Annotated in this window: 25 protein-coding genes and 1 pseudogene; 18 read left to right on the forward strand and 8 right to left on the reverse strand. The window is 67.1% G+C overall.

Annotated features, from left to right (window positions below; all coding sequences use genetic code 11):
• Positions 1–90 precede the first annotated feature (90 nt).
• From AC04MI_RS02380 to AC04MI_RS02390, 3 genes are all read left to right on the forward strand, one after another.
• Complete coding sequence (locus AC04MI_RS02380) at positions 91–852, forward strand: response regulator (protein ID WP_436076673.1); 762 nt, start codon at positions 91–93, stop codon at positions 850–852.
• The gene (locus AC04MI_RS02385) at positions 849–2,168 is read left to right on the forward strand and encodes an ATP-binding protein (protein WP_436076672.1); all 1,320 of its coding nucleotides are present in this window, start codon (positions 849–851) and stop codon (positions 2,166–2,168) included. Before AC04MI_RS02380 ends, AC04MI_RS02385 begins: the two co-directional genes overlap by 4 nt.
• A 61-nt stretch (positions 2,169–2,229) precedes the next feature.
• Positions 2,230–3,042 carry a DUF72 domain-containing protein gene (locus AC04MI_RS02390; RefSeq protein ID WP_476496970.1) on the forward strand — a complete coding sequence of 271 codons (813 nt, stop codon included), beginning with the start codon at positions 2,230–2,232 and terminating at the stop codon, positions 3,040–3,042.
• Here the strand turns inward: AC04MI_RS02390 and AC04MI_RS02395 are convergent.
• On the reverse strand, positions 3,020–3,322 hold the full coding sequence (locus tag AC04MI_RS02395; RefSeq protein ID WP_436076671.1) for an acylphosphatase: 303 nt from the start codon (positions 3,320–3,322) through the stop codon (positions 3,020–3,022). The two genes, AC04MI_RS02390 and AC04MI_RS02395, sit on opposite strands and share 23 nt — an antisense overlap.
• Before the next feature lie 69 nt (positions 3,323–3,391).
• Between AC04MI_RS02395 and AC04MI_RS02400 the strand changes: the two genes are divergently transcribed.
• From AC04MI_RS02400 to AC04MI_RS02415, 4 genes are all read left to right on the forward strand, one after another.
• Positions 3,392–3,631 (forward strand): ATP-binding protein, encoded by a 240-nt coding sequence (locus AC04MI_RS02400; RefSeq protein WP_436076670.1) that lies wholly within the window; start codon positions 3,392–3,394, stop codon positions 3,629–3,631.
• Positions 3,632–3,972: 341 nt separating this feature from the next.
• A complete protein-coding gene (locus AC04MI_RS02405; protein WP_436076669.1) occupies positions 3,973–5,823 on the forward strand; it encodes a WD40/YVTN/BNR-like repeat-containing protein in 1,851 nt (616 codons plus the stop codon).
• Positions 5,824–6,005: 182 nt separating this feature from the next.
• Positions 6,006–6,155: a hypothetical protein gene (locus tag AC04MI_RS02410; protein WP_158236092.1), complete on the forward strand. Its 150-nt coding sequence runs from the start codon at positions 6,006–6,008 to the stop codon at positions 6,153–6,155.
• 122 nt (positions 6,156–6,277) lie between these two features.
• Entirely contained in the window at positions 6,278–7,681 is a 1,404-nt protein-coding gene (locus tag AC04MI_RS02415; RefSeq protein WP_476496971.1) for a homoserine dehydrogenase, read from the forward strand.
• Positions 7,682–7,793: 112 nt separating this feature from the next.
• On the opposite strand, the gene AC04MI_RS02420 is transcribed toward AC04MI_RS02415, so the two are convergent.
• Positions 7,794–8,429 carry an FMN-binding negative transcriptional regulator gene (locus AC04MI_RS02420; protein WP_436076667.1) on the reverse strand — a complete coding sequence of 212 codons (636 nt, stop codon included), beginning with the start codon at positions 8,427–8,429 and terminating at the stop codon, positions 7,794–7,796.
• 1 nt (position 8,430) lies between these two features.
• Positions 8,431–8,910: an OsmC family protein gene (locus tag AC04MI_RS02425; RefSeq protein ID WP_436076666.1), complete on the reverse strand. Its 480-nt coding sequence runs from the start codon at positions 8,908–8,910 to the stop codon at positions 8,431–8,433.
• A gap of 97 nt (positions 8,911–9,007) precedes the next feature.
• Here AC04MI_RS02425 and pdxR point away from each other — a divergent pair, with 97 nt between their 5' ends.
• Positions 9,008–10,465, forward strand: a complete 1,458-nt coding sequence (gene pdxR, locus AC04MI_RS02430; protein ID WP_476496973.1) for a MocR-like pyridoxine biosynthesis transcription factor PdxR — start codon at positions 9,008–9,010, stop codon at positions 10,463–10,465.
• Positions 10,466–10,481: 16 nt separating this feature from the next.
• On the opposite strand, the gene AC04MI_RS02435 is transcribed toward pdxR, so the two are convergent.
• Positions 10,482–11,591 (reverse strand): MBL fold metallo-hydrolase, encoded by a 1,110-nt coding sequence (locus AC04MI_RS02435; protein WP_436076664.1) that lies wholly within the window; start codon positions 11,589–11,591, stop codon positions 10,482–10,484.
• A 152-nt stretch (positions 11,592–11,743) separates the two neighbouring features.
• Between AC04MI_RS02435 and AC04MI_RS02440 the strand changes: the two are divergent.
• From AC04MI_RS02440 to AC04MI_RS02450, 3 genes and pseudogenes are all read left to right on the forward strand, one after another.
• Positions 11,744–12,358: pseudogene (locus tag AC04MI_RS02440) on the forward strand (TetR/AcrR family transcriptional regulator); the annotation flags it as partial.
• Positions 12,359–12,568: 210 nt separating this feature from the next.
• Positions 12,569–13,096: a gamma carbonic anhydrase family protein gene (locus AC04MI_RS02445; protein WP_476496975.1), complete on the forward strand. Its 528-nt coding sequence runs from the start codon at positions 12,569–12,571 to the stop codon at positions 13,094–13,096.
• A gap of 344 nt (positions 13,097–13,440) precedes the next feature.
• Positions 13,441–15,309 carry a B12-binding domain-containing radical SAM protein gene (locus tag AC04MI_RS02450; protein WP_476496990.1) on the forward strand — a complete coding sequence of 623 codons (1,869 nt, stop codon included), beginning with the start codon at positions 13,441–13,443 and terminating at the stop codon, positions 15,307–15,309.
• Positions 15,310–15,324: 15 nt separating this feature from the next.
• On the opposite strand, the gene AC04MI_RS02455 is transcribed toward AC04MI_RS02450, so the two are convergent.
• Positions 15,325–16,404: an ankyrin repeat domain-containing protein gene (locus AC04MI_RS02455; RefSeq protein ID WP_436076662.1), complete on the reverse strand. Its 1,080-nt coding sequence runs from the start codon at positions 16,402–16,404 to the stop codon at positions 15,325–15,327.
• Between the two features lie 49 nt (positions 16,405–16,453).
• Between AC04MI_RS02455 and AC04MI_RS02460 the strand changes: the two genes are divergently transcribed.
• The gene (locus AC04MI_RS02460) at positions 16,454–17,143 is read left to right on the forward strand and encodes an HAD family hydrolase (RefSeq protein ID WP_108497166.1); all 690 of its coding nucleotides are present in this window, start codon (positions 16,454–16,456) and stop codon (positions 17,141–17,143) included.
• A gap of 63 nt (positions 17,144–17,206) precedes the next feature.
• Here the strand turns inward: AC04MI_RS02460 and AC04MI_RS02465 are convergent, their stop codons facing one another.
• Both AC04MI_RS02465 and AC04MI_RS02470 read right to left on the reverse strand, forming a co-directional pair.
• The gene (locus AC04MI_RS02465) at positions 17,207–17,506 is read right to left on the reverse strand and encodes a hypothetical protein (protein WP_056056870.1); all 300 of its coding nucleotides are present in this window, start codon (positions 17,504–17,506) and stop codon (positions 17,207–17,209) included.
• A 105-nt stretch (positions 17,507–17,611) separates the two neighbouring features.
• Positions 17,612–18,970 carry a hypothetical protein gene (locus AC04MI_RS02470; RefSeq protein WP_116748448.1) on the reverse strand — a complete coding sequence of 453 codons (1,359 nt, stop codon included), beginning with the start codon at positions 18,968–18,970 and terminating at the stop codon, positions 17,612–17,614.
• Between the two features lie 189 nt (positions 18,971–19,159).
• Here AC04MI_RS02470 and dinG point away from each other — a divergent pair, with 189 nt between their 5' ends.
• The 5 genes from dinG to AC04MI_RS02495 all read left to right on the forward strand — a co-directional run bounded on the left by dinG (position 19,160) and on the right by AC04MI_RS02495 (position 24,453).
• Positions 19,160–21,322 (forward strand): ATP-dependent DNA helicase DinG, encoded by a 2,163-nt coding sequence (gene dinG, locus AC04MI_RS02475; RefSeq protein ID WP_476496977.1) that lies wholly within the window; start codon positions 19,160–19,162, stop codon positions 21,320–21,322.
• A 62-nt stretch (positions 21,323–21,384) separates the two neighbouring features.
• Positions 21,385–21,741 carry a zinc ribbon domain-containing protein YjdM gene (locus AC04MI_RS02480; protein WP_056743179.1) on the forward strand — a complete coding sequence of 119 codons (357 nt, stop codon included), beginning with the start codon at positions 21,385–21,387 and terminating at the stop codon, positions 21,739–21,741.
• 148 nt (positions 21,742–21,889) lie between these two features.
• Positions 21,890–22,393 carry a pyridoxamine 5'-phosphate oxidase family protein gene (locus AC04MI_RS02485; RefSeq protein WP_056742558.1) on the forward strand — a complete coding sequence of 168 codons (504 nt, stop codon included), beginning with the start codon at positions 21,890–21,892 and terminating at the stop codon, positions 22,391–22,393.
• Positions 22,394–22,690: 297 nt separating this feature from the next.
• Entirely contained in the window at positions 22,691–23,116 is a 426-nt protein-coding gene (locus AC04MI_RS02490) for a hypothetical protein (RefSeq protein ID WP_056057652.1), read from the forward strand.
• 68 nt (positions 23,117–23,184) lie between these two features.
• Positions 23,185–24,453 carry an extracellular catalytic domain type 1 short-chain-length polyhydroxyalkanoate depolymerase gene (locus tag AC04MI_RS02495; RefSeq protein ID WP_436076660.1) on the forward strand — a complete coding sequence of 423 codons (1,269 nt, stop codon included), beginning with the start codon at positions 23,185–23,187 and terminating at the stop codon, positions 24,451–24,453.
• A gap of 17 nt (positions 24,454–24,470) precedes the next feature.
• Here AC04MI_RS02495 and AC04MI_RS02500 read toward each other — a convergent pair whose 3' ends face one another.
• On the reverse strand, positions 24,471–25,880 hold the full coding sequence (locus tag AC04MI_RS02500; protein ID WP_436074183.1) for a serine hydrolase domain-containing protein: 1,410 nt from the start codon (positions 25,878–25,880) through the stop codon (positions 24,471–24,473).
• 146 nt (positions 25,881–26,026) lie between these two features.
• Here AC04MI_RS02500 and AC04MI_RS02505 point away from each other — a divergent pair, with 146 nt between their 5' ends.
• Complete coding sequence (locus AC04MI_RS02505) at positions 26,027–26,719, forward strand: 3'-5' exonuclease (protein WP_436076659.1); 693 nt, start codon at positions 26,027–26,029, stop codon at positions 26,717–26,719.
• The last annotated feature ends 24 nt before the right edge of the window (positions 26,720–26,743 follow it).

The raw sequence follows: 26,743 nt of genomic DNA on the forward strand, positions 1-26,743 counted from the left end.
CTTGTCGATGCACCGGGCAGACAAGTTGAGATACATATCTGCCCACCCAGCCCATACCGCTGCACCACCAAAGCCCGGACAATGGCCGCCATGACGACGACGCCCGCTCCCGACCACATCCTGATCGTCGATGACGACGCCGGCATCCGCGAACTGGCTGCCGAGTACCTGCAGCGCCAGGGCTTGCAGGTGAGTGTGGCCGCCGACGGGCGGCAAATGCGCGAGGTACTGGCCACGCAGCGCATCGACCTGCTGGTGCTGGACCTGATGCTGCCGGGCACCGACGGCATCGCACTGTGCCGCGAGCTGCGCAGCCCGGGCGCCCCCCCGCTGCCCATCATCATGCTCACCGCACGCAGCGACGAGGCGGACCGCATCCTGGGCCTGGAGCTGGGTGCGGACGACTACCTGACCAAACCCTTCGCCGCGCGCGAGCTGCTGGCACGCATCCACGCGGTGCTGCGGCGCACGCGCATGCTGCCGCCCAATCTGGCCAAGGCCGAGCCCGCGCGCCACCTCACGTTTGGGGAGTGGCGGCTGGACACCACCGCACGCCACCTGCTCGATGCCACGGGCGCAGTGGTGGCGCTGTCGGGCGCCGAATACCGCCTGCTGCGTGTGCTGCTGGACCACCCGCAGCGCATCCTCACACGCGACCAGCTGCTGCAGCTCACACAGGGGCGCGATGCCGATGTGTTCGACCGCTCCATCGACCTGCTGGTGAGCCGTGTGCGCCAGCGGCTGGGCGACGGCGCGCGCGGCTCGCGCTACATCAAGACGGTGCGCAACGAGGGCTATGTGTTCTGCGCCGATGTGCAAACTGCGGCAGCTGCCGCAGGAGCTGCACCATGACGTCGCGCTGGTGGCCGCGCTCTTTGTTCGGGCGCATTCTGCTGGTGATGGCACTGGGCCTGGCGTTGGCGCATGCGCTGACGTTTGTGCTGGCGTTCACCGAGCGCAGCATGACCATGCGGCGGGCCATGGTGTCGTATTTCGCCAGCGACGTGGCCAGCTCGGTCGCCATGCTGGAACGCCTGCCCGCCACCGAGCGCGCACAGTGGGTGGACCGGCTGGCGCGCCGCAACTACCGCTTTGCACTGGCCGAACCGCTGGACGCACCTGCCGACCCGTCCCAGCTGGCCCGCCTCGTTGCCAGCGCTGTGGCGGCCACACTGCCCACTGACCGCCCGATGCAGGTGATCGACCCCCATGTGCCGGGCATCGAGCTGCGGCTGCAACTGCGCCTGGCCGACGGTACGCCCCTGGCCGTGGACATGGACGAGCCCCGGCTGCAGATATCGCCCTGGGTGCTGGGCGCGCTGGCACTGCAGCTGGCGCTGCTGGTGGGCCTGTGCGCGTGGGCCGTGCGTGCAGCCACGCGACCCCTGAGCACGCTGGCCGATGCGGCCGATGCGCTGGGCGCCGACCGCCCCACCGTGCCGCTGGCTGAAGACGGCCCGCGCGAAGTGGTGCGCGCCGCCGTTGCCTTCAACCATATGCAGCAGCGCATCCAGGCACATCTTCAGGAACGCATGCAGATCCTGGCCGCCGTCTCGCACGACCTGCAAACACCCATCACCCGGCTGCGCCTGCGCGCGGATCTGCTGGACGACACCACGCTGCGCGACAAGCTGCACGCCGACCTGGCCGAAATGCAGTCGCTGGTGGAAGAAGGCATTGCCTACGCGCGCTCATCGCAGGCCGTGCGCGAGCCCCCGCAGCGCGTGGACCTGCGCGCGCTGGTGGAGAGCATTGCGCGCGACTACGCCGATGCCGGCCTGCCGGTACAAGTGCTGCAGGCAGTGGATGTGACCTGCGACACCCGCCCCCAGGCCCTGCGCCGCCTGCTGTGCAACCTGGTGGACAACGCGCTCAAGTTTGCGGGTGCCGCCGAGCTGACGCTGGAGGCAGAAAGGCCAGGCCAGTGCCTGGTGCGCGTCCTCGATCATGGGCCTGGCATCCCCCCGGCGGACCTGGCCGCCGTGCTGCAGCCCTATGTGCGGCTGGAAGATTCTCGCAACCGGGGCACCGGTGGCACCGGTCTGGGCCTGGCCATTGCCAGCGAGCTGGCCAAGGCCCTGGGCGGGCGGCTGGTGCTGGGGCCGCGTGCAGACGGCGCCCCGGGACTGGAGGCGCGGGTGGAGCTGCCAGAGGCGCTCCCGGCATAGGCATGCGCACCAGCGCCGCTGCTACAGTGGCCGCTCCGTGGACTCTCAAAAGGGCAACGCCGTGGACACACCTGTCAGCACCCCGCAGAGCGAGATCAGCGCCAGCAACCCACGCATCCGCGTCGGCATCGGCGGCTGGACCTTTGAGCCCTGGCGCGGCAGCTTCTACCCCGCAGGGCTGGCGCACAGCAAGGAGCTGCAATACRCCAGCCGACAGCTCACCGCGATTGAGGTCAACGGCACCTACTACAGCACTTTCAAACCACCCACCTTTGCCAAATGGCGCGATGAAACGCCCGAAGGCTTTGTGTTCTCACTCAAGGCCAACCGCTTTGCCACGCACCGGCGCGTGCTGGCGGACGCGGGCGATTCGATCGCGCGGTTTGTCGACAGTGGCATCTCGGAACTGAGGGACAAGCTCGGGCCCATCGTGTGGCAGTTCATGCCGACCAAGGTCTTTGAGCCGGGCGACTTCGAGGCCTTTCTGGCCCTGCTGCCACAGCAGGTGGAGGGCCTAAGGCTGCGCCACGCGCTGGATGTGCGCCACCCGAGTTTTGCGACGCCAGAGTTTGTGGCGCTGGCGCGCCGGTATGGCTGCGTGCCTGTGTACACCGACTCTGACCAATTTCCGGCCATAGCGGATGCAGAGGCCGACTTTGCCTACCTGCGGCTGATGCGCAGCCAGAGCGACGTACTAACGGGCTACACGCCCGAGGCGATTACGCAGTGGGCCGATGGCGTTCGCACCTGGACCGGCGGCGAGCGGCCGCGCGATGTGTTCGTGTACTTCATCAACGGCGCCAAGGAGCGGGCGCCTGCGGGGGCGATGGAGTTGCTCAGGCAGCTGGGCGCTACACCGTCTCGCGCTGCGTGAAGCCCTGCGGGGCCTCGCCGCCATCGGGCACATTGCCTACCACCACGCGGTCCACCCGCGCATGTGCCGGCCCCTGGTGTGCCCAGTCGATCAGCGCCAGCACGGCGGGTTCCGGGCCCCAGGCGCAGGCCTCCACGCGGCCATCCTCGCGGTTGCGCACCCAGCCCGTCACGCCCAGTCGATTGGCGGCCTGCACCATGGACCAGCGGTAGCCCACACCCTGCACATGGCCGGTGATCAACAGATGGCGGGTGATGGTGGAGTGGGGTTCTGCGTTCATGGGGGCACTGTAGCGCGCTCCTTGTGGGGAGCCCGCTCCAGGGGCACACTGGCAGCACCACCGCACCCCATGACCACCACCACCCCCAAGGCCCTGCCCACCATCGACCCCCAGCGCTGCACCGGCTGCGGCTGGTGCATTGCGGTGTGCCCGCCGCATGTGCTGTCGCTGCAGGTGTTGGGCACGGGGCCCTGGGGCCCCAAGTGCTCCACCCTGCACGATGCGCCCGGCTGCACCGGGTGCGCTCTGTGTGCGGTGCGCTGCCCGTTTGATGCGATCACGATGCTACGCATACTCGCGCCCGACTAAACACAGCAACACCGCCCGGGCGAGGCAAAAATTTTGAATGGACAAAGGAGGTCCAGTCGATATAGTTGACGCGCCGTGTGCTCGTAGCCGGGTCTATGTAAGCCGCCAGAAGATTCGGAAGATCTGGTTTGCCATAAGCCAGGCAAATTGTTACGTCCGTTGGATTGCTACGACGTTGCGGCTTTGGCTTGAAGATGTCGTGTCTTGCATAGGACGACCGCTGTTGTGGCCGTCAGGCAACGCTCCACGGGTCATGACATATACGTTCTTACATTCTTTCATACCGCTCTGCCATGCATCTATGCAGTCCCTCTGATAAAACCTCGCGCACTCCCCTCCCCATGGCCCGCCAGACCAAGCGTCGGCTCTGCGCTACGGCGCTTTTTTCTGCCGTCTTGCTGAGCGGCTGTGGCGGGGGTTCTTCGGACACGGGGACGAATCCGTCCTCGCCAGCCACCGGCTCCGGAACATTGCTGCGCATTGCGGCTGAAGCTCCGGGTAGCAACTGTGCGGCTGGAGGTGTCCGTATTCAGTCGGGCATGGATATCGATGCCAACGGTGTTCTGGCCGATTCAGAGGTTTCATCAACGCAGTACGTATGCAATGGCACGGGGGGCTCCAATGCCGGGCCAGGCACTGGCGGTACGAATGGACTGTCCACACTGGTGCGCTTGCGTCCGGAACCTGCGGGTGCGCAGTGTGCCCAAGGCGGGTCAGCGGTCCTCGCGGGACTGGACGCAAATCGCAACGGAGTACTGGAAGACGCTGAAGTCACGAGCACAAGCTACGTCTGTAACGGAGCGGCGGGTGCGCCCGGAGGCTCGGGACCTGCCGGCAGCGCGGGTCACGACAGCCTGCTCTCGCTGACTCCCGAGTCGCCCGGCGCCAACTGCGCTTATGGCGGTCAACGAGTGCAGTCTGGCCTGGACAGGGACAACAATGGGGTGCTCAGCGTCGGGGAAGTGACCTCAACGTCCTACCTGTGCAGCGCCGCGCCCGCAGACACCCAGTGGGTCAACGTGACGGGCACTGCGGTGCAAGCTGTCTCCAACACCGGCTACCTGGCCAACAACCCCAGCGCCCGGGTCGTCATCACACTGCCCACCGCTCCCGCCATCGGAGACTGGATCAAGGTCACTGGAGTGGGTTCCGGTGGTTGGACCATTGCGCAGAATGCAGGCCAACGCATTGCCACCCGCAGCTTGGCGGGCGGCATGAACATTACGTGGACGCCACAGGCTTTGACGGGGAGTTGGACTGCAGTCGCTGTATCTGCCGATGGCACCCGGCAAGTCGCTGCCTCCTCGTCCGGCGAGCTCTATACAAGCACCAATTCAGGTACCAACTGGATACTGCGTCTTACGGGCCAGACATGGAGCGGCGCAGCCACGTCGTCCGATGGAACCAAAATCACGGCAGTCACCAATGGAGGCTCCATCTACCGTTCAACAGATGGGGGGGCTACATGGTCGAATGACGGCAGCTCACGTGCATGGAGTGCGGTTGCCAGTTCGGCCGATGGTTCGCGCCTTGTCGCAACGGCGTACCTGGGGACCATATGGACCTCCTCCGATGGAGGCACCAGCTGGACATCGCGCGAGAGCAATCGCGCGTGGCGCGCAGTGAGCTCATCTTCCGATGGGCGCGTTTTGGTAGCCGCCACCAATGGCGCGCAGCTGTATGTGTCTACCGACTATGGCGTGACATGGGTGGCCAGAGCCACGGCTCAGTTTTGGTGGAGCGTGGCCTCGTCAGCCGACGGTCAGCGTCTATATGCAAGCGTTGACACGGGTGCCATCTGGACCTCCAGTGACTCCGGTACTACTTGGGAATCGGTGGGAGCCAACCGAGACTGGCGTGGGATTGCCACCTCTTCGGACGGCCGTTTTGTTGTGGCGGCCACCTCCGGGGGAACCCTGTATGAATCGTCGGACTTTGGTGCAACCTGGAGATCCACTGCCAGCACTGGAAGCTGGAACCCCATTGCGAGTAGCAGCGACGGTTTGACGCTGCTGGCGGGCAACTCTGGCAGCGCTCTATACACAGGTTCTCGCAGATCCTTCACGACGCTAGGTGCAACAGGATCCCTCTCTGGTGGGCAAGAAGATGCGTTGCAACTGCAGTACGTCGGCGCAGGACTTTTCATGCCGATCAGCTACGTGCTGGCAGGCCTCCAATTCACCGTGCAGTAACGCTTGTGGGCTTTGGCGTGCATTGCACGCCTCGGCAAAGCTACACGCGTGGTGAAGAGCAGAAAGCGATCAAATCAGTGGCAATCAGAGGTTGTTAATGCGCGGGCTGGGACCTGGAACATTCGTGCACCCTCCCGCGTACTTGACAGGTCTGCAATCGGCTGAGTTACACTGCGCTCTTCATGTTGTTCACCTCTCTCCCCATCACCACCGCACGCGCCGCTGCCTTCCAAGGCATGGGCATGATGCCGCCCGCACTCACGCGGGCCAATGGTGAACAGCGGGCACTGGGTGCACGAATGATTACCACCATTACCACCGCGGCCACCTGAGCACGCGCAGGTGGCCGTTTCGGCAGCCACCTGGTGATCGCTCTCTTCTCCCCCAAGACGAATGCACGAAACCCAGCTCTGGCAGCTGGGTTTTTTTGTTTGTTCGTTAGCCGGAGAWGTCCATGTACCGCGATCCCGTCCAGTCCCTCGAAGCCCCGTTGTTGCCGTCGTCCGCCACGGCCATGCGCCCCCTGCGCGTGGGSATGATYGGCATYGGCACCGTSGGCKCRGGCACMTTCCGSGTGCTGGCGCGCAACCAGGCGCTGATTGCGGGCCGTGCGGGCCGCGGCATCAAGCTGGTGGTGGTCTGCGCCCGCAGCCTGGCCCGCGCCATGAGCGTGGTGGGCAAGGACGTGGCGCTGACCAACGACCCCATGCAGGTCGCCACCCACCCCGACGTGGATGTGCTGGTGGAGGCCGCGGGCGGCACCGGCCCCGCTCGCGACTGGGTGCTGGCCGCCATCCGTGCGGGCAAACATGTGGTCACGGCCAATAAGGCGCTGCTGGCCGAGCATGGCAACGAGATCTTTGCCGCAGCACGCCAGCACGGCGTGGCCGTGGCCTACGAAGGCGCGGTGGCCGTGAGCATCCCCATCGTGAAGGCGCTGCGCGAGGGCCTCACGGCCAACCGCATCGAATGGGTGGCGGGCATCATCAACGGCACTACCAACTTCATCCTGACCAAGATGCGCGACGAGGGTGTGGGCTTTGCTGAAGCGCTGGCCCAGGCCCAGGCGCTGGGCTACGCCGAAGCCGATCCGACGTTTGACATCGAAGGCATCGACGCTGCGCACAAGATCTCGCTGCTGGCGGCCAATGCGTTTGGCATGCCGGTGCGGTTTGCCGATGCGCAGGTGGAGGGCATCACCGCACTGCAGGGGCTGGACGTGGCCTGTGCCGAGCAACTGGGCTTTCGCATCAAGCTGCTGGGCGTGGCCAAGCGRCGCAAGGCGGGTGACGCGGAAGGCAATGTGGAAGGGGTAGAGCTGCGCGTGCAGCCCGCGCTGGTGCCCGCCACACATTTGCTGGCGCATGTGAACGGGTCGATGAACGCAGTGATGGTCAAGGGCGATGCGTCGGGCGTGACGATGTACTACGGCGCGGGTGCGGGGTCGGAGCAGACCGCGTCGGCCGTGATTGCGGACCTGGTGGATGTGGCGCGGCTCGATGGCACCCACGCGGGCCAGCGCGTGCCACACCTGGGCTGCCACCCCGAGGCCGTGGACGAGCAACTGGCGGTACTGCCCCGCGCAGCCGTGCACACCCGCCACTACCTGCGCGTGCCGGTGCACAGAGCGCAGCAGATCGAGGCCGTGGGCGCCTGGCTGGCTGCGCAGCAGGTGCCCGTGCTGCAGGTGGCGCTGGCGCACGACAAGGCCTTGCCCTCCGGCAGCGGCCCCCAGGTGCTGGTGCTGACCGATGCCGTGGCGCAGTCCACCGTGGACCTGGCCGTGTTTGCACTGGCGGCGCACCCTGCGGTGGCGGGGCCGGTGGTCACGCTGCGGGTGGAGACGCTGGAAGGGTGAAGGGCACCTGAAAACGTGTTAGCACGAGGTTTTGGCGCCAAAACGGGCTGTAGCGCTAGTGCATCATGCCTGGGATGCTATCAATTTTGATAGTCCCTTCCGGTCGCAGCCATCACGCCATCAACCGGCCCAGCACCAGCGCGGCCATGTCCTCGGCCGCGCTGGTGCCCTCCGCCATCAGGCCCTGCACCACACCGGCGCGATCGGTATCGGTGCGGTTCTGGCTCACCTTCCAGATGCCCTCCCAGCGCTCCACCGCCAGCTCGATGCCCACGATGGCGCGCAGCAGTTTGTCGATGTAGTCGGGCGGCGCGTCGTCGATGCGCCAGGGGTCGGGGCGGTGGGCCTCGTGCTGCTCGCTCAAGGTGTGCAGGATGCCACGCAGGCGTGCGGGGTCGTCAAACGCGCTCAAAGCGCCGTGGGCGTGCACGGTGGCGTAGTTCCAGGTGGGCACCTGCTTGCCGTCCAGGGCCTTCGACGGATACCACGAGGGCGACACATAGGCCTGCGGGCCGTGGAACACCGCCACCGCCTGCTGGGGCAACAGCGGCCACAGCGCGTTCGCGCGCGCCACATGGCCGATGAGCGTGCCCTGCGGGCCGCGCGCCGGGTCCAGGTACAGCGGGATGTGATTGACGTGTTGCGCGCCTTCGTGCGCAATGACCAGCGTGGCCAAAGGCTGGGCACGTACCAGGGCTTGCTGGGCGGCGGCATCGGCCACCTGAAATTGCCGGTTGGGGTTGGCCATGTCAGCCCCCTTCCACTTCAAGCACCGGGGCGCAGTCGATCTGCGTCTTGACCGAGTTGGCCAGAAAACACGATGTGTGGGCGCGGTGGTGCAGGTCTTCCAGCTGGGCAGCGCTGGGCGCGTGCGCCGCGTCAAAGCGCGTGACGGGCCTCAGCTGCACATGGGTGACCACCAGCTGGCCCTCTGCGTTCTTGGCCATGGTGCCCACGGCCGCGTCGGTGTAGCCGTTGAGCCGATAGCCTGCGCGGCTGGCGAAGTCCATGAACCACAGCATGTGGCAGCTCGACAGCGCGGCGACATAGGCTTCTTCCGGGTCCACCGCCGCCGCATCGGAGTACGGCAGCGGCACCACATGGGGCGACGACGACGCGGCGACGGTGGCGCCGCCGTCAAACTGCCAGGTGTGGGCACGGTGGTAGCGCTTGTCCAGAAAGTCGTCGGTGCCACGGGACCAGGTGATGGTGGCGGTGTGCTCGGCCATGGGGTGCTTTCAAGAGGATCGGACCCGTTAGGGGGCCCGGGTTTCTACAATGGTTCTTCAGTTTATGAGTACATCCCCATATTGAAAGGGCCAATTTGTGCCCAGCCCCGGAGCCAATCGAACCACCGCCACCCTGACCCTGCGCCAGGAGGTGTATGCGCAACTGCGCCGCGCCATCGAGCAGGGCAGCCTGCGCGCGGGCACCCGCCTGCCACCCTCGCGCGAGCATGCGGCCAGCCTGGGCGTGTCGCGCAACACCGTGCTGTGGGCCGTGCAGCGCCTGCAGGCCGAGGGTTATGTGGAAGCCCGCGTGGGCGACGGCACCTATGTGTCGCAGGCCGTGGCCGCCACATTGCCTGCCCCGCAAGGCCTGGTGGCGCCGCCCCGGGRCCTGTCTCGCCGGGGGCAATTGATCGCCGACACGGCGGCGCGCTGGCGCCCGCCCCTGGCGGCGGCCAAGGCGTTTCGCATTGGCGCGCCCGAAGTCGCCACCTTTCCGTTTGCGCTGTGGGACCGCCTGACACGCCATGCCAGTTCAGGCCAGCGCAGTAACCGCGCGCAGTACCTGGACCCGGCTGGCGACCCCGACCTGCGCCAGGCCGTGGCGCAATGGCTGTGGGCCTCGCGTGGCATCCGCTGCGATGCGGCGCAGGTGGTGGTGTGCTCGGGCTCGCAGCAGGGCATTGACCTGATTGCGAGGCTGCTGCTGGACGTGGGCGACGAGGTGCTGGTGGAAGACCCCGGCTACCCCGGCATCCGCGCTAGCCTGCTGGGCCACGGCGCGCTGGCGCGGCCAGTGGACATGGATGGAGACGGCCTGCGCATCGACACCGCTGCGGCGCAATGGCCGAACGCGCGCATGGCCGTCGTCACACCCACGCACCAGTTCCCCACCGGCGTGTGCATGGGTCTGGCGCGGCGGCAGGCGCTGCTGCAGTGGGCGCGCGCACATGACGCCTGGGTGGTCGAGGACGACTACGACGGGGAGTTCCAGTACGGCAAGAACGATGGCCAGGCCCAGCGCGTGCCCGCGCTGTGCAGCCTGCCGGGCTCGGAGCGCGTGCTGTACGTGGGCACCTTCAGCAAGACGCTGCACCCCGGCCTGCGCCTGGGCTTTGTGGTGGTGCCGCCCGCGCTGGTGGAGGCCTTTGCCATGGCCCGCGCCATCACCGACCGGCATGCACCGGGCGACGCGCAAGCGGTGCTGGCGCGCTTCATTGCCGAAGGCCACCTGCTGCGCCACTTGCGGCAGATGCGCGAGCTGTACCTGCAGCGGCAGCACACGCTGCGCACCGCACTGGCCGAGGCCAGCAACGGCGCCTGGCAACTGGCCGCCAGCGATCGCGGCATGCACCTGCTGCACGAGGTGGCACCCGGCACCGACGACGAAACCCTGAGCCGCCAGGCGCTGGCGGCGGGCGTGATGCTGGCGCCGCTGTCGCGCTATGCGATGCAGTCGGAGCGCCGGGGCTGGCTGCTGGGCTATGCGGGGTTTGACGATGCAGAGATCCGCGCGGCGGCCCGCGTGGTGGGCGGCCTCGTGCGTCAGCGTTGATGCGGGCGCTGGCGCTTCACCACGCGCCGGGCTGAGGGGCCAGGGCCGTGCCAAGGCCCTCCGTCTGAACCACAGCCTGCGGCTCCACCTTGCGCCACCAGTGCGTGGACAGTGCGGGCGCGCGGATGTCCAGCCGCTCGCCCATGATGGGCGCCACCAGCGGCACCTGCGCTGCCGCCGCGAGGGCGGTAATGCGCTCGAACGGCTCCACCCACGGGTGCAGCGACAGGTCAAACGTGCCGTTGTGGATGGGGAACAGATGGCGCCCCTTCACGTCCAGATGGGCCTGCAGGCTCTCCTCGGGGTGCATGTGGATGTCGGGCCAGTCGGCGTTGTAGGCGCCCGTTTCGATCAGTGTCAGATCGAACGGTCCGAACCGCTCGCCAATGGCCTTGAAGCCGTCGAAGTAGCCCGTGTCGCCACTGAAGAAGACGCGGACTTGGTCTGCGCCTTGACCCGCGATCAGCACCCACGAGGCCCACAGCGTGCTGTTGCCGTCCGACAGGCCCCGGCCCGAGAAATGCTGCGCAGGCGTGGCCACCAGCTGCAGCCCGCCGATGGTGGTGCCCTGCCACCAGTCCAACTGCTGCACCTTGGCCGCAGGCACGCCCCAGCCGATGAGCCGGTCGCCCACGCCCAGCGGCGTGATGAAGTGCTCCACCTTGGGCGCAAGCTTCTGGATGGCAGCGTAGTCCAGGTGGTCGTAGTGGTCGTGCGACAGGACCACGCCGGTGATGGGCGGCAGCTCGTCAATCGTGATGGGCGGCGCGTGAAAGCGCTTGGGGCCCAGGAACTGGAACGGCGAGGCGCGCTCGGAAAACACCGGGTCGGTCAGCCAGAACTGGCCGTTGGTCTTGAAGAGCAGGGTGGAGTGCCCCAGGCGCCACAGGCTCAGGTCGGGCGCGGCCAGCAGGTCTGACCGCATCACGGCGTACACCGGCACGGGCTGGCGCGGCACCGAGTCGTCGGGCTTGCCGGTGGCAAAGCGCCACATCACCTGCAGCGTCTTGAGGGCGCCCAGCGCATGGCGGGGTGCCACGTTGCGAAATTTGCCACCCGCGAACTGCGGCGACTGTTCATAGGCGGCCACCGGCTGGGCGGCGCGGGAAAAGAGGCTGTAGGCCATGGCGATCAGTACAACGAAGGCGACACAAAGTGCCGGGAGCAGACGGCGGCGGCGGGCGATGGAGAGTGACACCGGATCTGCGACATAAAAATTACACTGCACAGTGTAGTTCACTTTTTAGAAAAGTAAACTACCCGGTGTAAAATTTGCGCATGATCGCCTCCCCGCCCACCCCTCGCCTGACCGACCGCAAGCGCGATGCCATCGTGCAGGCGGCCATCGGCGAGTTCCGCGAACACGGCTTCAACGGCACCAGCATGGACCGCGTGGCCGCAGCGGCGGATGTGTCCAAACGCACGGTGTACAACCACTTCCCAAGCAAGGAAGAACTGTTCGAAGCCATCCTGCTGCTGATGTGGGAGCGCAGCCAGTCACCCGACGAACTGGCCTACACCCCCACGCGCCCGCTGCGCGACCAGCTGCTGGAGCTGCTGGCGCAAAAGATGCGCCTGCTCAACGACGCGAGCTTCATCGACCTGAGCCGCGTGGCCATGGCCGACATGATGCACACCCCCGAGCGCGCGCGCGGCATCACCGCCAAGCTCTCGGCCAAGGAAGAGGGCCTGCCGCGCTGGCTGCGCGCGGCCCAGCAGGATGGCCGCCTGCGCGCCACCATGGATGTTCCCTACGCCGCGCAGCAACTGCAGGGCATGGTCAAGGCATTTGCGTTCTGGCCCCAGCTGGCCATGGGCCAGCCGCCCCTGAGCGCCGCACAGCAAGCGCAAGTGGTAGGGGATGCGGTGGACATGTTTCTGGGGTTCTACGCCGCGCCCACCCAGGAGGCCAAGTCCCCCGTAAAAAAAACCCCGGCTGGAAGCACGGGCAAGGCAGCGGCAGCCCCTGTTGCCACCGCTGCGAAACCTGCCCCTCGCCGCGCCCCAGCGCGCTGACCCACGCCACCACCCTGGCCAGCAAACCGGCGTGAGGTGCGATTTGCACTACGCTCGCCCGTTCTTTCCACGCAGCCTGACACCAAGATGCCCCTCGCTCCCTACCTCGACACTGCCCCGGTCCTGGACACCGGCGTTTTCATCCACGACTCTGCCCAGGTCATCGGCGACGTCACGCTGGGCCGCGATAGCTCGGTGTGGTGCAACGCCGTGCTGCGCGGCGATGTGAACCGCATCACCGTGGGCGTGTGCAGCAACGTGCAAGACCTGACCATGGGCCATGTCTCACACCGCAACGCCAGCAAGCCCGAAGGCTCGCCGCTGGTCATCGGCGACTACGTCACGGTGGGCCATTCGGTGATCCTGCACGGCTGCCGCATCGGCAACGAATGCCTCATCGGCATGGGCTCCATCGTGATGGATGACGCCATCATCGAAGACCGCGTGATGCTGGGCGCAGGCAGCCTGGTCTCGCCCGGCAAGGTGCTGGAGAGCGGGTACCTCTACATCGGCCGCCCCGCAGTGCGCCAACGCGCGCTGACCGAGGCGGAGATTGYGTACCTGAAGTACTCGGCAGAGCACTACGTGCGGGTGAAGAACAACTACCAGGGATGACCTGCATCACTCCCTGCGGTCTGTGATAGCGCGGTCTCAGGCAGTCCGCTGCGTTGCTTTTCTTGCCAATAGCCCGCTATTGGCTGCAAAAAGACGCCTGGCGGCCTGTCCTGATCCGCACTACCACCGACTCGCGAGGGTGATGCAGGACATCCCTAGCGGCACACCCCACGCGGCTGCGGTGCCCCCGGCGCCCCCCGCCCACCAGGGATAAAGCCGGGCCGGGATAATCGGGGGTTCCACGACCCCTGCGGCGGCACCGCATCGCCCCATTGCCTGTTTCCACCATGTCTGCCGTCGCCCCCGCCTCACCCGCCCAGCGCGTCCTCTCCGTCATCCCCCCGATGACGCAGCTGAACACGCCCTACCCCTCCACCGCCTACCTCACGGGCTTTCTGCGTTCGCGGGGGGTGACGGCGTTCCAGGAAGACCTGGCATTGGCGCTGGTGCTGCGCCTGCTCTCGCCCGAAGGGCTGCGCGCGGTGGCCGCCCAGGTGGATGCGCTGCCCGCCAAAAAGCAGAGCCCCGCCGTGCAAAGTTTTGCGGAGCAAAAGGACCGCTACCTCGCCACCATCGGCCCCGCCATTGCCTTCTTGCAAGGCCGCGACAGCACGCTGGCGCACCGCATCGTGGGAAGGAACTACCTGCCCGAGGGGCCGCGCTTTGCGACGCTGGACGTGTACGTGGACGACGAAGGCGGCGACCCGCTGGGCTGGGCCTTTGGCGCGCTCGGCCTGACGGACAAGGCCAAGCACCTGGCCACGCTGTACCTGAACGACGTGGCCGATGTGCTGCGCGACGCGGTGGACGAGCGTTTTGAGTTTGTGCGCTATGCCGAATCGCTGGCCGGCAGCCAGCCCACGTTTGACCCGCTGGCCCAAGCACTCGCTGCGCCGCCCACGCTGGTAGACGAGTTGCTGGAGCAGCTCACGCACGAAGCGATTACCAAGCACCAGCCCAGCGTGGTGCTGCTGTCCGTGCCGTTCCCGGGGTCCGTGTATGCGGCGTTCCGCATTGCCCAGGCCATCAAGGCGCGCTACCCACACATCGCCACCGTGCTGGGCGGCGGCTTTGTGAACACCGAGCTGCGTGAACTGGCCGACCCGCGTGTATTCGACTTCTTTGACTACGTGACGCTGGACGCGGGCGAACGCCCATTGCTGGCGCTGCTGGAACACCTGCGTGGCGAGCGCGGCCGCCAGCGCTTGGTGCGCACCTTCGTGCGCGGTGACGATGGCGCGGTGCAGTACATCAACATGATGGAAGCCGACATCGCCTTTGCCGAGGTGGGAACACCCACCTGGGACGGCCTGCCGCTGGACCGCTATCTATCGCTCCTGGACATGCTCAACCCCATGCACCGCCTGTGGAGCGATGGGCGCTGGAACAAGCTCACCGTGGCGCATGGCTGCTACTGGAAGAAGTGCAGCTTTTGCGACGTGAGCCTGGACTACATCAGCCGCTACGAGGGCGCCAGCGCCGCCGTGCTGGCCGACCGCATCGAGCAGATCGTGCGCGAGAYGGGGCAGACCGGCTTTCACTTTGTGGACGAAGCCGCACCGCCCAAGGCACTCAAGGCGCTGGCTACCGAACTGATCGCGCGCAACGCAGGCATCAGCTGGTGGGGCAATGTGCGGTTTGAAAAAACCTTCACCCCCGACCTGGCCGAGCTGCTGGCCGACAGCGGCTGCATTGCGATCTCGGGCGGGCTGGAGGTTGCATCGGACAGGCTGCTGCAGCTCATGAAAAAAGGCGTGTCGGTGGACCAGGTGGCGCGCGTGACCCGGGCTTTCACCGACGCGGGCATCCTGGTGCATGCGTACCTGATGTACGGCTTTCCCACCCAGACGGTGCAGGACACGGTGGACGCGCTGGAGTACGTGCGCCAGTTGTTCGCCAACGGCTGCATCCAGAGCGGGTTCTTCCACCGCTTTGCCTGCACCGTGCACTCGCCCGTCGGCAAAAACCCCGAGGAATACGGCGTCACGCTGGCACCGCTGCCGCCCGGCGACTTCGCCAAGAACGACGTGGCCTTCATCGACCCCACGGGCGTCGACCACGACGCGCTGGGCGGCGCGCTCAAGAAGGCCATCTACAACTACATGCACGGCATCGGTCTGGAAGAAGACGTACGCACGTGGTTCCCGTTCAAGGTGCCCAAGACGACGGTGCGGCGCGACCGGATCGAGCGGGCGCTGCAGCAGCGCGGCTGAGCCAGCAGTATTTCTTCAAGCAGCCGCCATGAAAGCCAGGATGTCGTCGAAGTCCTTGCGGTCCTTGGGCGTCTGATACTTGTAGGCAGCGAACGACTGCTGGAGCATTTCGGTCAGCCGGTCACGGCGTTGCACGAGCTCGGCCTTCCACGCCGAGTCGCGCACCAGCAGTTTCAGGATAGCGAGCTTGCCGTCCAGGTTCCCACACATGGCGTCGAACGAGCGGGCCGTGAGCTCCAGCAAATTGGCCAGCTTGGGCAGGCCGCGGGTTGTGGCGCCCTTGTCCAGCAGCGACTGCACGATCTTGGCTTGGTGGTAGTAGATGGCGATCTCGATGGGGTAGCTCGTTTCCGATGCGCCCTGAGCGCGCCCATCAGGGTCGGCACCGTGCTGCAGCAGCAGGTCCACGATCTTGGGTGCAGAGAACCGACAGGCCTCGTACAGGTTGGGATAGCCCTTGTGCGGCAGGTTGGGGTCAGCGCCATGCTCCAGCATGAGCTGCACGACCTTCACGCGCTTGTCGGTGATGGCCTTGTTCAGGCAGGAGTAGCCGGAAGAGAATGTGCTGTTGGGGTCGGCCCCCTTCTCCAGCAAGGCCTGCACGGTGGCCTGGTTCTTGGAGAACCCGATGGCGCGGATGAAGGCATAGGTCGGGTCGTTCTGCTCGCGCTCGGCAGCCTCGATGCTCTTTCCCACACGGCCGAGCTGGGCGGTCGGGGCCAGGGTCTTCATCAAGGCCACGACATCTACGGGCGGCTTTTTCTTGCCGTCGATGAAGCCGTATTCAAGCTTTCGGGCGACCTCATCATAGACCAGTTCGGCATGCAGCGCATGGCAGACCTTGGACAAGGGCTTGATGAAATCACCAACATCGGCAGAGCCCGAGGTGAATGCCGCGTCGATCACCAGGCCCGAACGCTCGTAGCTGTCAAAGCCCAGGTGGTCCGTGGGGTGGATGGTGAGCTTGCGGGCCGCGAAGAAGGCCCTGACCGCCGCTGCAAGCCCGGCACCATCGGGAGTGCTGAAAACCGCATGCAGTGCATCGGCATCGGTATCGTTCTTGCAGACCAGCGTGAATCGCGTCGTGGTTTCCATGTTCCCTCGGATGGACTGAAGCATTGGTTTTTGCAGGCATCATATTTCGATGCAGACACCTCGCCCGCCCTTCACCGCCGCCATCTTCGACATGGACGGACTGCTGGTCGACTCCGAGCGCGTGACCCTGCGCGCCTGGCTGGACGCCGCACGGGCGCGGGGCATTGCACTGGCAGAGGCCGACTACCTGCAGGTGGTGGGGCGCGCGTCCACCGACTCCGACACCATGCTCACGGCTTTGCTGGGTGGTCCGCAGATGTTCGAACAGGTGCAATCCGATGTGGCTGCGCGCCTGTGGGACGCGGGGCCAGAGCCCCTGTTTCCCCTCAAACCCGGCGCCGCCTCGCTGCTGCACGCCTTGGGGCAAGCAGGCGTGCCCTGCGCGGTGGCCTCATCGTCGCGGCGCGACGAGATTGAGCACCGCCTGGGCAGGGTGGGCGTGCTGCAGCACTTTCACGCCTGGGCTGGCGGCAACGAGGTACCGCGCGGCAAACCCGACCCCGCCCTGTACCAGCTGGCAGCTGTGCGCCTGGGCGTGGACCCCGCAAAGTGCCTGGCGTTTGAAGACAGCGAGAACGGCGCACGCGCGGCGCAAGCCGCAGGGGTCGCGGTAGTGATCGTGCCGGACCTCAGAGTGCCGGGCATCGAGGTGGTTGAGCGCAGCCACGGCGTGCTCGGATCGCTGGTGCATGCCCATGACCACCTGCCGCGCTGGTTCAGGGCGGCGCGGGTGCCGTAAAACTGATGAAAATTGGCCTCTAGCGCTTATCCATCGGCGGAAATAACTATCAAATTTGCAGCATTACCGTTTCTGCTTTTGGTACGCCTTGTCGGCCGGTGGCCCCCGGTCGGTGTCCTGCAGTCCACGTTTCACATCACGGTAGGCCTGCTCCATCTTGGCGTCGGGTTCGCCGTCGGTCATGTTGACCGCCTCGTCGCGCTCGTGCGGCAGGAGGGGTTCGGGCCCGCTCAGGTCTTCGGGTCCGCTGCCGGGGTGCGGCTGGGGCTGGGTGGTGTTCACGCGCCGCTCGGTGCGGGCGGGCACAGGAGCGGAGGGGATGATCTCCTCTTCCTTGCGGGGGGCTGTGGGGGTCGTTTTCATGTGGGGCCTTGGTATGCGACGTGGAGTCCCTTCACCCTAGCGCCGCTGGCCGCCCCGCGTTGTAGGCCCAGGCCCTGCGCATCTGCGGGCGCGCAGAGCCTGCTGTCACCAGAACAGCCAACGCTCCAGCGCATGGAGCAGGAGGAATACGACCACGCCGAGCAAGAAAAGGATCGCCTTGCGGCGCGCCCGCTCGCTCACCACCAGCTTGTAGACCGTGTACGCAGCGAGCGTGCCAACAAAAGGCGCCACGATGGCGGCCCCGGACATGATGATCGCTGCGAGCTTGCCCCAGCCATCCGTCCCGCCCATGGCCCAGATCGACCGCAAGAACATCGCGCTCGGAATGGCCAGGCCCAACCACAGCACCCCAGACGCCACCGCCACGCTGAAGTGGTGCGCGAGCAGACCATAAAGAACCAATGCACCCGCCACGCCACCCAAAAAGGCCAGGCGCTTGAGCCAGAGCGGCAGCGACTCGCCAGAGCGGCGCGCTGGCTTGGCTTCACGGGCCTTCTTGGCCGCTGCAGCCTCCGCCTGGGCCCGTTCTTTTTGCAGCTGTTCACGCTTCTCGGAGGATTCACGGGCGCCGCGCAGGAAATTGTCCACCGCCGGGTTGTCCACCTGCACAAGGATGCGGGCGGTGCGCGACAGGGCTTGGTCGTGCTGGGGAATAACGGTCTGCAGCGCCGCACCCTGGCTGAACCAGTGCCCCATCTGCGCCAGCCAGCTGACGCCAGCGGGTGGCAGCCCGTAGCCGCCCTCGACCGCACTGCACAGGTACTGCTGGGTGGTTTGCGGCGGCACCAGCTGCCGCGTGGTGTAGCGGGGCAGCGCGCATTGCATCCGCGGCGCCGCTGGCTGCATGCCAGGGCGGCCCAGCTGCAGCGCGAACTCCGGCAGGGGCAGGGGCTCAGCCAACATGTTGCGCACGCCCACCCACAGGTACAGCCCCCGAAGCCCACCGTCCTGCGCCCGCCGCACCCACAGGCCCGGCCCCTCCCGCACCAGCTCGGCCCCCAGCGCGTCCAACTCGGGCGGGCGGGGCACCTCGGGGCCATCACGATCCCACTCAGCCCGCAACTGCTGCGCCTTCAGTAGGGTGGTCCACATGGCCTGGGCGCGGCGCTCCAGAAAATAGGGGTCCAGCTCCCGGCCATGGGCGATGGCGGCTTCGATGCTGCTCGCAGCGGGCGCCGGCGCACCTTCCAGCGCCCGCAACCAATCGTCCGCCAGGGCCAGCCGCAGATAAATCGCATCCGCCTCCTGGCCTACGGCCTCGGCCGCGCGCCCCCAGGCAAACCGCCCCGGGTCGGTGGGCAGCACTTGCTGCGCGAGCAAGCGCTGGCGCTCCTGGGTTTTGTCTGCCTGCGCCCCCGCTGGCGACGTTCTGGTTTGCGCCCTGGCGCCCCCGCCGGCCACCAGGCAGATCACCAGTACCGCCCAGCCCAGCCATTGCGTCAAGGCTTGGTGCCACGCAAAGGCCCCGTGCAGGCCAAGGCCTGCAGCCTGCGCTGTTCTCCCTCGCATCGCATACCCCTTTTTTAGTGTCATTGTTCGCGGATTGTGCGGCCAAGGGGTTGCTACAAGGCCAGAATTCGGGCCCACCGCACGGTCGGCGGCCACGCCGTCTGGAGCATGCGACACTACTGTATGTCTCAACAGGTGTGGGCCGCACAGGCCCTTGAATCTTTCGATGCGGTGGTGTCGGCCACCGAGGGTTTTCGCAGCCGCGCTGGCCAGCGGCTGATGGCGCAGCAGGTGGCGCGCACGTTCAGCAGCGCCACGCTGGGCAAGGTGGATGAAGAAAGTGGCGAGGCCGCGCCCACGCGCTCCATTGCCGTCATCCAGGCGGGCACGGGCGTGGGCAAGTCGCTGGCGTACTGCGCACCCGCCATTGCGCTGGCGCTGTCGCGCGGCACGCGGGTGTTGATCTCTACCGCCACCGTGGCGTTGCAAGAGCAGCTGGTCAACAAGGACCTGCCCGCACTGGCCGCACTGCTGCCCCAGCCCTTCAAGTTTGCGCTGGCCAAGGGGCGCGGGCGCTATGTGTGCAAGCTCAAGCTCGACCGCCTGGCGGGCACGGGCGAGGCCGAGGAAGAGGCCGACGACGACCTGTTTGCCGAGGAGGAAGCCGCCGCCCGCGCCAAGCGCCCCCGGCATGAGACCGAGGCGCGCATCCAGTTCTATTCGACGATGGCGCAAACCTTGTCGAAAGGCGCGTGGGACGGCGACCGCGACAGCCTGGACACACCGCCCGAGCCCGAGGTGTGGAGCCCCGTGGCGGCTGAGGGTGCCTCGTGCACCGGCAAACACTGCCCGGCCTTCAGCCAGTGCACCTACTACGACAAGCGCAAGGAGCTGGTGGGCGCGCAGGTGATCGTGGCCAACCACGATTTGCTGCTTTCATCGCTGGGCGCGCGCGTGTTGCCCGAGCTGGACAACTGCCTCCTGGTGCTGGACGAAGCCCACCACCTGCCCGCCACGGCGCTCGACCAGTTTGCGTGCAGCATGGACCTGTCGCGCATCACCTGGATCGAGCGGCTTGCCAGCCGGGGCCTGCGCATTGGGGCATTGCTGGAGGTCGAAGAAATTGCCGACATCCCCAAACATTCCGCCCAGCTGCGGCAGACGCTGCAAGACCTGGCGCGCATCGTGATGGATGTGTACGGCGCCCAGCTCAAGAGCCAGCCCAGCGCCTGGGGTCCGGCGCGCGTGCGCGTGCCACGCGGCGAATTGCCAGAGCAATTGATTGCCCCGCTGGGCCTGCTGGCCGCCAGTGCCGAAGGCTTCCTCGATGCCCTGCGCGCCATCAGCAAAGCCCTGCGCGCCGAGATGCGCGACAAGCCCGACGAGGCCAAGCGCCTGTCCACGCTGTATGCACAAATTGGCATGCTGGCCCCGCGCCTGGAAGAGCTGCACGCCACGGCCCAGTTGCTGCTGCAGGATGCGCCCGAGGGCGCGGTGCCCGCCGCCAAATGGTTCACGCTGGAGGTGGATGGCGACTTCATCGTGGTCAAGGCGCATGCCAGCCCCATCCTGCCCGGCACCACGCTGCGCAACCACCTGTGGAGCGCCGTGCGCGGCGCGGTGCTGACCTCGGCCACGCTCACCAGCTGCGGGCACTTCGACTTCTTCTTGCGCGAGGCGGGCCTGCATGGCGATGAAGCCACCACCACGCTGGAGGTGCCCAGCCCCTTCAACTACACCGCGCAGGGCACGCTGATTGCCGCCGAAACCCGCGCCGACCCCAAGAACGCCGCGCAGTTCACCACCGAGATGGTCGATGCGTTGCTGCACGACATTGCCCGCGTGGAATACGGCGCGCTGGTGCTGTTCACCTCGCGCGAGCAGATGCGACAGGCCGTGGACGCATTGCCCACCGCCATGCGCAGCGTGGTGCTGGTGCAGAACGCGCTGCCGCGCACACAGCTGCTGCGCCGCCACCGCGAGCGGGTGGAGAACGGCGAGCCCTCGGTCATCTTCGGCATGCAGTCGTTTGGCGAGGGGCTGGACCTGCCCGGGCGGCTGTGCGAATCGGTCTTCATCACCAAGCTGCCCTTTGCCCCGCCCGACGACCCCGTGGGCGAGGCCCGCGCCGAATGGCTGCGCGCCGTGGGGCGCGACCCCTTCAGCGAGCTGGTGGTGCCCGCCACCGCCATCCGCCTGGCGCAATGGGTGGGCCGCGCGATCCGCACCGAAGAAGACATGGCGCATGTGTACTGCTACGACAAGCGCCTGACGCGCACCAGCTACGGCCAGCGGCTGCTCAAAGGGCTGCCGCCGTTTGCGCTGGAGCAACGCGCGCCGCTGTGAAGCGGCGACACTTTGCGCACCCATTTCACAACCACTACAACAACGACAGAGAGGATCCCACCATGCCCCACACCGTTCCCGCCTGCCCCCAGTGCGGCCAGGAGAACACCTACCCGGATGGCAGCAACTATGTGTGCCCCGACTGCGCCTTTGAATGGCCGCAGGTGGCCGATGCAGCGGACGCCGACGCCGATGCAGGCGACGGCATCGTCCGGGATGCCAACGGCAACCCGCTGGCCGACGGCGACGCGGTGATCCTGGTGAAAGACCTCAAGGTCAAGGGTTCGTCGTCCACGCTCAAGAAGGGCACCAAGATCAAGAGCATCCGCCTGGTGGATGGTGCCGATGGCCACAACGTGGACTGCAAGACGGACCTGGGCAGCATGCTGCTGAAGTCGGAGTTCTTGAAGAAGGCCTGATGGAGGAGGGCGGCGCCCCTGTGTCATACAACCGCCCACAGGCATCGGCGTTCCCCGCCGACGCCCTGGCCGCCCCATGGTGCCTAGAGTCAATCGATTGCAGTGCCCGCACTCTTCGATTGATTCCCTACCACCTGCTGGAGGCCCCATGCACCCCAACTCCCCCGCCCACGACACCTTGTGGAAGCTCATCAAGGACATCCGTTTTGGCATGCTCACGCACCGCACGTCCACAGGCATGCTGCACGCGCACCCGCTCACCACGCAAAACCGGCAGCTCGATGAACAGGCCGAGCTGTACTTCTTCATCTCCCAGTCGGGCGAGCTGTACGAGCGCCTTTTGACCGATGGCGAGGTGAATGTGTCGTACGCCGACCCGGGCGAGGACCGCTATGTGTCCGTGTCAGGCCAGGCGCGTTTTGTGGACGACCGCGCGCTCAAGGAAGCCCTGTGGTCGCCCCTGGCCAAGGCGTGGTTCCCCGGCGGAGCGACCGACCCGGACCTGGCACTGCTGGTGGTGCGCGTTCGCCACGCCGAATACTGGAACGTGGACGAGAGCAAGATGGTGCAACTGTTCCAGATGGCCAAGGCAGCCTTCACTGGCGAGCCGCCGCGCAGCCTGGGTGAACACAAGGAACTCACGCTGTTCTGAGCGCCTGTGGACGATCCCTCGGGATCGGCCTGCAGGGTGTGAGTTGAGCCCCTTTCCCCAGGGCGGTGCAGCATTTGCACCGCCATCCTGCGGGTCCCCGGGACAAATTTCAGGCAAAACTGGGCGCTAGCGCTACGGAAACATGGCTTGTTTGCTACTATTTTGGTAGTGAGCGCCTGCAGTACCTTCTGCGGCCCGTAGGCCCCATTCTTTTTGGGCAGCTCTTGCAAAGCAGCCAACCACCATCCATATTCCATCCATACACCATCTGTTTGGATGTTTTTTGGAGTGTGCTTGATGAGCAACCTGGTTCCCACCGCCCCCGCACGCAGCAAGGTGCCCGAGTCCGAGAAGGTCACCATCAACCTCGGTTTTGTGGACCTGGGCCACATTGACCTGCTGGTGTCCGAGGGCTTTTACGCCAACCGCACCGACTTCATCCGCACAGCCATCCGCAACCAGCTGACCGCCCAGAACGACGCGGTGCGCCAGGTGGTGGCCCGCAAGATGCTTGTGCTGGGACTGCAGCGTTTTGGCCGGGCCGAGCTGGAGGCCGTGTTGGCGGCAGGCCAGGCGCTGGAGATCCGTGTGCTGGGCCTGGCCAGCATCGACGACGACGTGCCGCCCGCACTGGCGCAGGCCACGATCGCCTCGGTGACGGTCTTGGGCGCGTTCCACGCCAGTGCAGCCGTCAAGGCCGCGCTGGCCGGGCGCATGCATTGAATCCGTACACAGACCGCAGCGCGTCGCCAGTGCCCGCCCGTGCCCGCATCCACCACCAAGGAGTCCCCATGGACTGGAACCTGAACCTCAAGCGCCTGATGGGCGAAGCCACCCAACTGGTGCGCAGCGGCCAACTGGCCGACGCCACGCGGGCCATCCAGCAAACCCTGGGCGAGGCCGTGGCACGCCATGGCCCCCCTCCCGCACCCGCCAGCACAAACGCCCCCCCGCTGCACGCGCCCGAGCCCGAACCCACGGCAGGGAACGCCCCCCGCTGGCGCAGTGCCCACACCGCGCAAGAGGTGGAAGACGCCGTGGTCATCGACCGCAGCACCCACGCTCCGCCTGCAGAGGCACAGCCCTCGACCACACCACGCCCCGCCGCCAGCCACCACCCGCTGGCGGAGCCCCCTGGGGGCTTCACCCGCGTGGCCTTCACCCACCCGGGCGCTCGGCACAACCCGCACCACTACCACCTGTACGTGCCCCCGGGCGCCACGGCAGGCACCCCCATGCCCCTGGTGCTGATGCTGCACGGCTGCACGCAGAACCCGGTGGACTTTGCGACTGGCACGGGCATGAACGACGCAGCAGCGCCCGCCAACGCCCTGGTGCTGTACCCCGAGCAACCCCACAGCGCCAACCCCAACGGCTGCTGGAACTGGTTTCGCCCCGGCGACCAGCATCGGGGCAGCGGCGAGCCCGCGCTGATCGTGGCCATGCTGCGGGATGTGATGGCGCGCCACCCGGTGGATGCGCAACGCGTCTACGTGGCGGGCCTGTCCGCCGGCGGCGCCATGGCAGCACTGCTGGGCCGCGAATACCCCGACCTGTTTGCGGCCGTGGGCGTGCACTCCGGCCTACAGGCGGGTGCCGCGCACAACGTGATGGGCGCACTGTCGGCGATGAAGAACGGGGCCAAACCCGGTGCGGCGACCCACCATGCCGCTGACGCCCCAGCCCTGCCACCCCCACCGGTGATCGTGTTCCACGGCGACGCCGACACCACCGTACATGCACACAACGGTGAGCAGCTCATCGAGGCAACGCTGTCAGCACTGGCCACGGCCCCAGGTGACGGCCAGACGACGGTGGAGACCGTGCACCAGGGCCAGTCCCGTGGTGGCCAGAGCTACACCCGCAAGGTGTACACCGTGGCGGGTGGCGCCCCGTCGGCCAGCGCACTGACTGGCACGGTGGTGGCAGAACACTGGGTGCTGCACGGCGCAGGGCACGCGTGGGCTGGTGGGCACGCGGGCGGCAGCCACACCGACCCTGTCGGGGTCGATGCCACGGCGGAGATGCTGCGGTTCTTTTTAGCGCACCCCAAGGGCTGAGGCCCGGGCCGCCGGGATCAGCGCGGAGTGCGGCGCGCCTTGCGATAGCGACGGGTGGCCTCGGCCACCATGGCGTCCTTGGGCAACAGCTGGGTGCCGCCCACCCACAGCTCGGTGGCAGTGCCGCTGGCATCGCGCACGCGGCGCACCGGCTGGCCGGGGCTGGCGTAGGCCGAGGCTTTCTGGACCACGCCGGTGTCGCGCCCGGTGATGGCCAGCTCCGTGGTGGCGGCGTTGAACGGCACGAACATGGCGGGCACCACCTGGCACACCACCTTGCCCATGGGCACCAGGTCGCTGGCGCCCCACAGGCTCCACCAGCGACCCGCCCAGGCGGCTTCCTTTTTGCCCGGCGCACCATGCTGCTGGAACGCGAACAGGATGCTGGCAATGCCTTCCACCCACTCGGTGGACAGGCCGTCCTGCGCGTTGGTGAGCACCGTCACCGTCAAGTCGAGCGCGGGGTAGCGCGCGGTGCGTGACAGGAACCCTTGCAGGCTGCCGGTGTGGCCCATCCATTCGCGCGGGCCCGGCGCGCTGAGCATGGTGCCCAGGCCGTAGTGGGACTCGAACAGGTTGCAGGGGTCGCGCCAGCGGCGCTGCGCCATCTCGCGGCGGCTGGCGGGTGACAGGATGCTGCGCTGGCTGTCTGGCGCCAGCTGCGAAAAGAAGCGGGCCACATCCGACGCGGTGGACACAAACCCGGCCGCCGGGGCCATGGCGTCGCACCGGTTGTCGCCCGGCACGATGAGGCGCTGGCCGAACGGAAACTCGCTGCTGTGGCCCACGGCCATCGGGGCGCCCCGGGCCAGGCGCGGCATGTCGGGCACGGTTTCCTGCAGGCCCGCAGCATCGATCACATGGCGCACCATCCAGCTGGCGTACTCCGTGCCGGTGACCTGCTCCATCATCAGCCCCAGCAGGCCGTAGCCGTGGTTCGAGTACTTGAGCTGCACCCCCGTCTCCAGCGGCGGCTTGTGGCGCAGATCCGCCAGCAGCTCGGCGCGGGAGAGATACGGCCGCCGGTCGAGGAACTGGCCGGCATCGGGCCCATCGCGCGTCACGCCCGCGCTGTGCGAGAGCAGCTCGCCAATGCGCGCCCGGGCCAGGTCCTTGTGCAGGCCATCGACATAGCGGCCAATGGGGTCGTCCAGCCCGACCTTTCCCTGCTCGCGCAGCAGCATGACGCCCGCTGCCGTGAAGCTCTTGGAGTGCGACGCAATGCGCAGGCGGTGCCGGGGCGTGAGGGGTTGGTGGGTGCGCATGTCGGCCACGCCCAGGGCCAGCTCGGCCACGGTCTCGCCGCCGCGTGCAATGGCCACGGAACACCCGGGCTGGCGGTAGCGCTCCAGTTGCAGGTCCAGCCACTGCGGCAGGTAGTCCAGGGCGGCGTGGAGCCAGGCGGGTTGGGTGGTGTGGTTTTTCATGGGTTGCTCGGCTCCATGCATCCAGAAACGGGGTGGGGCAGTGTAGGCCACACACCTGGATAGGCACGTGGACACACAGGCCCGCAGGGCGCACAGGATGGCGCGCAGGTGCGGCGGCACAATCCTTCCTTTTCGCACGCAAGCCCATGCCCCCCATCGCCGTCATCGACTTTGAAACCACCGGCGTCTCGCCCGGCCAGGGCGCGCGCGCGACCGAGGTGGCCATCGTGCTGCTGGAAGGCGGCCAGGTGGTGGACCGGTTCCAGAGCCTGATGAAAACCGGGGTGTGGATTCCGTCCTTCATCACCCAGCTCACCGGCATCACCAACGCGATGGTGAACGCCGCGCCCGACGCGGCGCAGGTGATGCAGGATGCCGCGCGTTTTGTGGGCGATGCGCCCATGGTGGCGCACAACGCATCGTTCGACAGCAAGTTCTGGCAGGCCGAACTGGCCCTGGCCGGGATGCCCGCGCCGCAGCCGTTTGCGTGCACGGTGCTGCTGTCGCGGCGCCTGTACCCCGAGGCGCCCAGCCACAAGCTGGGCACGCTGGTGGACTACCACGGCCTGCCGCGCACAGGCCAGGCCCACCGGGCGCTGGCCGATGCCGAGATGGCCGCTGCGCTGCTGGCCCGCATGCAGCACGACCTGCGCACCCTCTGGCGGGTGGCCGAGCCCAGCTACGCGTTGCTGCAAACGCTGCAGCGCTGCAGCGCTGCGCCAAGCCCAAGGTGGGGGCGCTGCTGGCGCAGCATGCGGGGATCTGACCCCACCTGCGTGCAGGCAATGCGGCAGCAAAACGACTACCAAATTGATAGCTACCAGCGCTTTATTCACTAGCGCTTGGGGCAGTTTTCGCTCGAA

It is taken from the genome of Acidovorax sp. LjRoot204, assembly GCF_056175785.1.

Bases quoted from the DNA above. Each gene is read 5' to 3' on its own strand.
- AC04MI_RS02380 (WP_436076673.1), top strand. From the start codon at position 91: ATGACGACGACGCCCGCTCCCGACCACATCCTGATCGTCGATGACGAC.
- AC04MI_RS02385 (WP_436076672.1), top strand. From the start codon at position 849: ATGACGTCGCGCTGGTGGCCGCGCTCTTTGTTCGGGCGCATTCTGCTG.
- AC04MI_RS02395 (WP_436076671.1), bottom strand. From the start codon at position 3,322: ATGAACGCAGAACCCCACTCCACCATCACCCGCCATCTGTTGATCACC.
- AC04MI_RS02400 (WP_436076670.1), top strand. From the start codon at position 3,392: ATGACCACCACCACCCCCAAGGCCCTGCCCACCATCGACCCCCAGCGC.
- AC04MI_RS02405 (WP_436076669.1), top strand. From the start codon at position 3,973: ATGGCCCGCCAGACCAAGCGTCGGCTCTGCGCTACGGCGCTTTTTTCT.
- AC04MI_RS02410 (WP_158236092.1), top strand. From the start codon at position 6,006: ATGTTGTTCACCTCTCTCCCCATCACCACCGCACGCGCCGCTGCCTTC.
- AC04MI_RS02420 (WP_436076667.1), bottom strand. From the start codon at position 8,429: ATGGCCAACCCCAACCGGCAATTTCAGGTGGCCGATGCCGCCGCCCAG.
- AC04MI_RS02425 (WP_436076666.1), bottom strand. From the start codon at position 8,910: ATGGCCGAGCACACCGCCACCATCACCTGGTCCCGTGGCACCGACGAC.
- AC04MI_RS02435 (WP_436076664.1), bottom strand. From the start codon at position 11,591: ATGGCCTACAGCCTCTTTTCCCGCGCCGCCCAGCCGGTGGCCGCCTAT.
- AC04MI_RS02455 (WP_436076662.1), bottom strand. From the start codon at position 16,404: ATGGAAACCACGACGCGATTCACGCTGGTCTGCAAGAACGATACCGAT.
- AC04MI_RS02460 (WP_108497166.1), top strand. From the start codon at position 16,454: ATGCAGACACCTCGCCCGCCCTTCACCGCCGCCATCTTCGACATGGAC.
- AC04MI_RS02465 (WP_056056870.1), bottom strand. From the start codon at position 17,506: ATGAAAACGACCCCCACAGCCCCCCGCAAGGAAGAGGAGATCATCCCC.
- dinG (WP_476496977.1), top strand. From the start codon at position 19,160: ATGTCTCAACAGGTGTGGGCCGCACAGGCCCTTGAATCTTTCGATGCG.
- AC04MI_RS02480 (WP_056743179.1), top strand. From the start codon at position 21,385: ATGCCCCACACCGTTCCCGCCTGCCCCCAGTGCGGCCAGGAGAACACC.
- AC04MI_RS02485 (WP_056742558.1), top strand. From the start codon at position 21,890: ATGCACCCCAACTCCCCCGCCCACGACACCTTGTGGAAGCTCATCAAG.
- AC04MI_RS02490 (WP_056057652.1), top strand. From the start codon at position 22,691: ATGAGCAACCTGGTTCCCACCGCCCCCGCACGCAGCAAGGTGCCCGAG.
- AC04MI_RS02495 (WP_436076660.1), top strand. From the start codon at position 23,185: ATGGACTGGAACCTGAACCTCAAGCGCCTGATGGGCGAAGCCACCCAA.
- AC04MI_RS02500 (WP_436074183.1), bottom strand. From the start codon at position 25,880: ATGAAAAACCACACCACCCAACCCGCCTGGCTCCACGCCGCCCTGGAC.
- AC04MI_RS02505 (WP_436076659.1), top strand. From the start codon at position 26,027: ATGCCCCCCATCGCCGTCATCGACTTTGAAACCACCGGCGTCTCGCCC.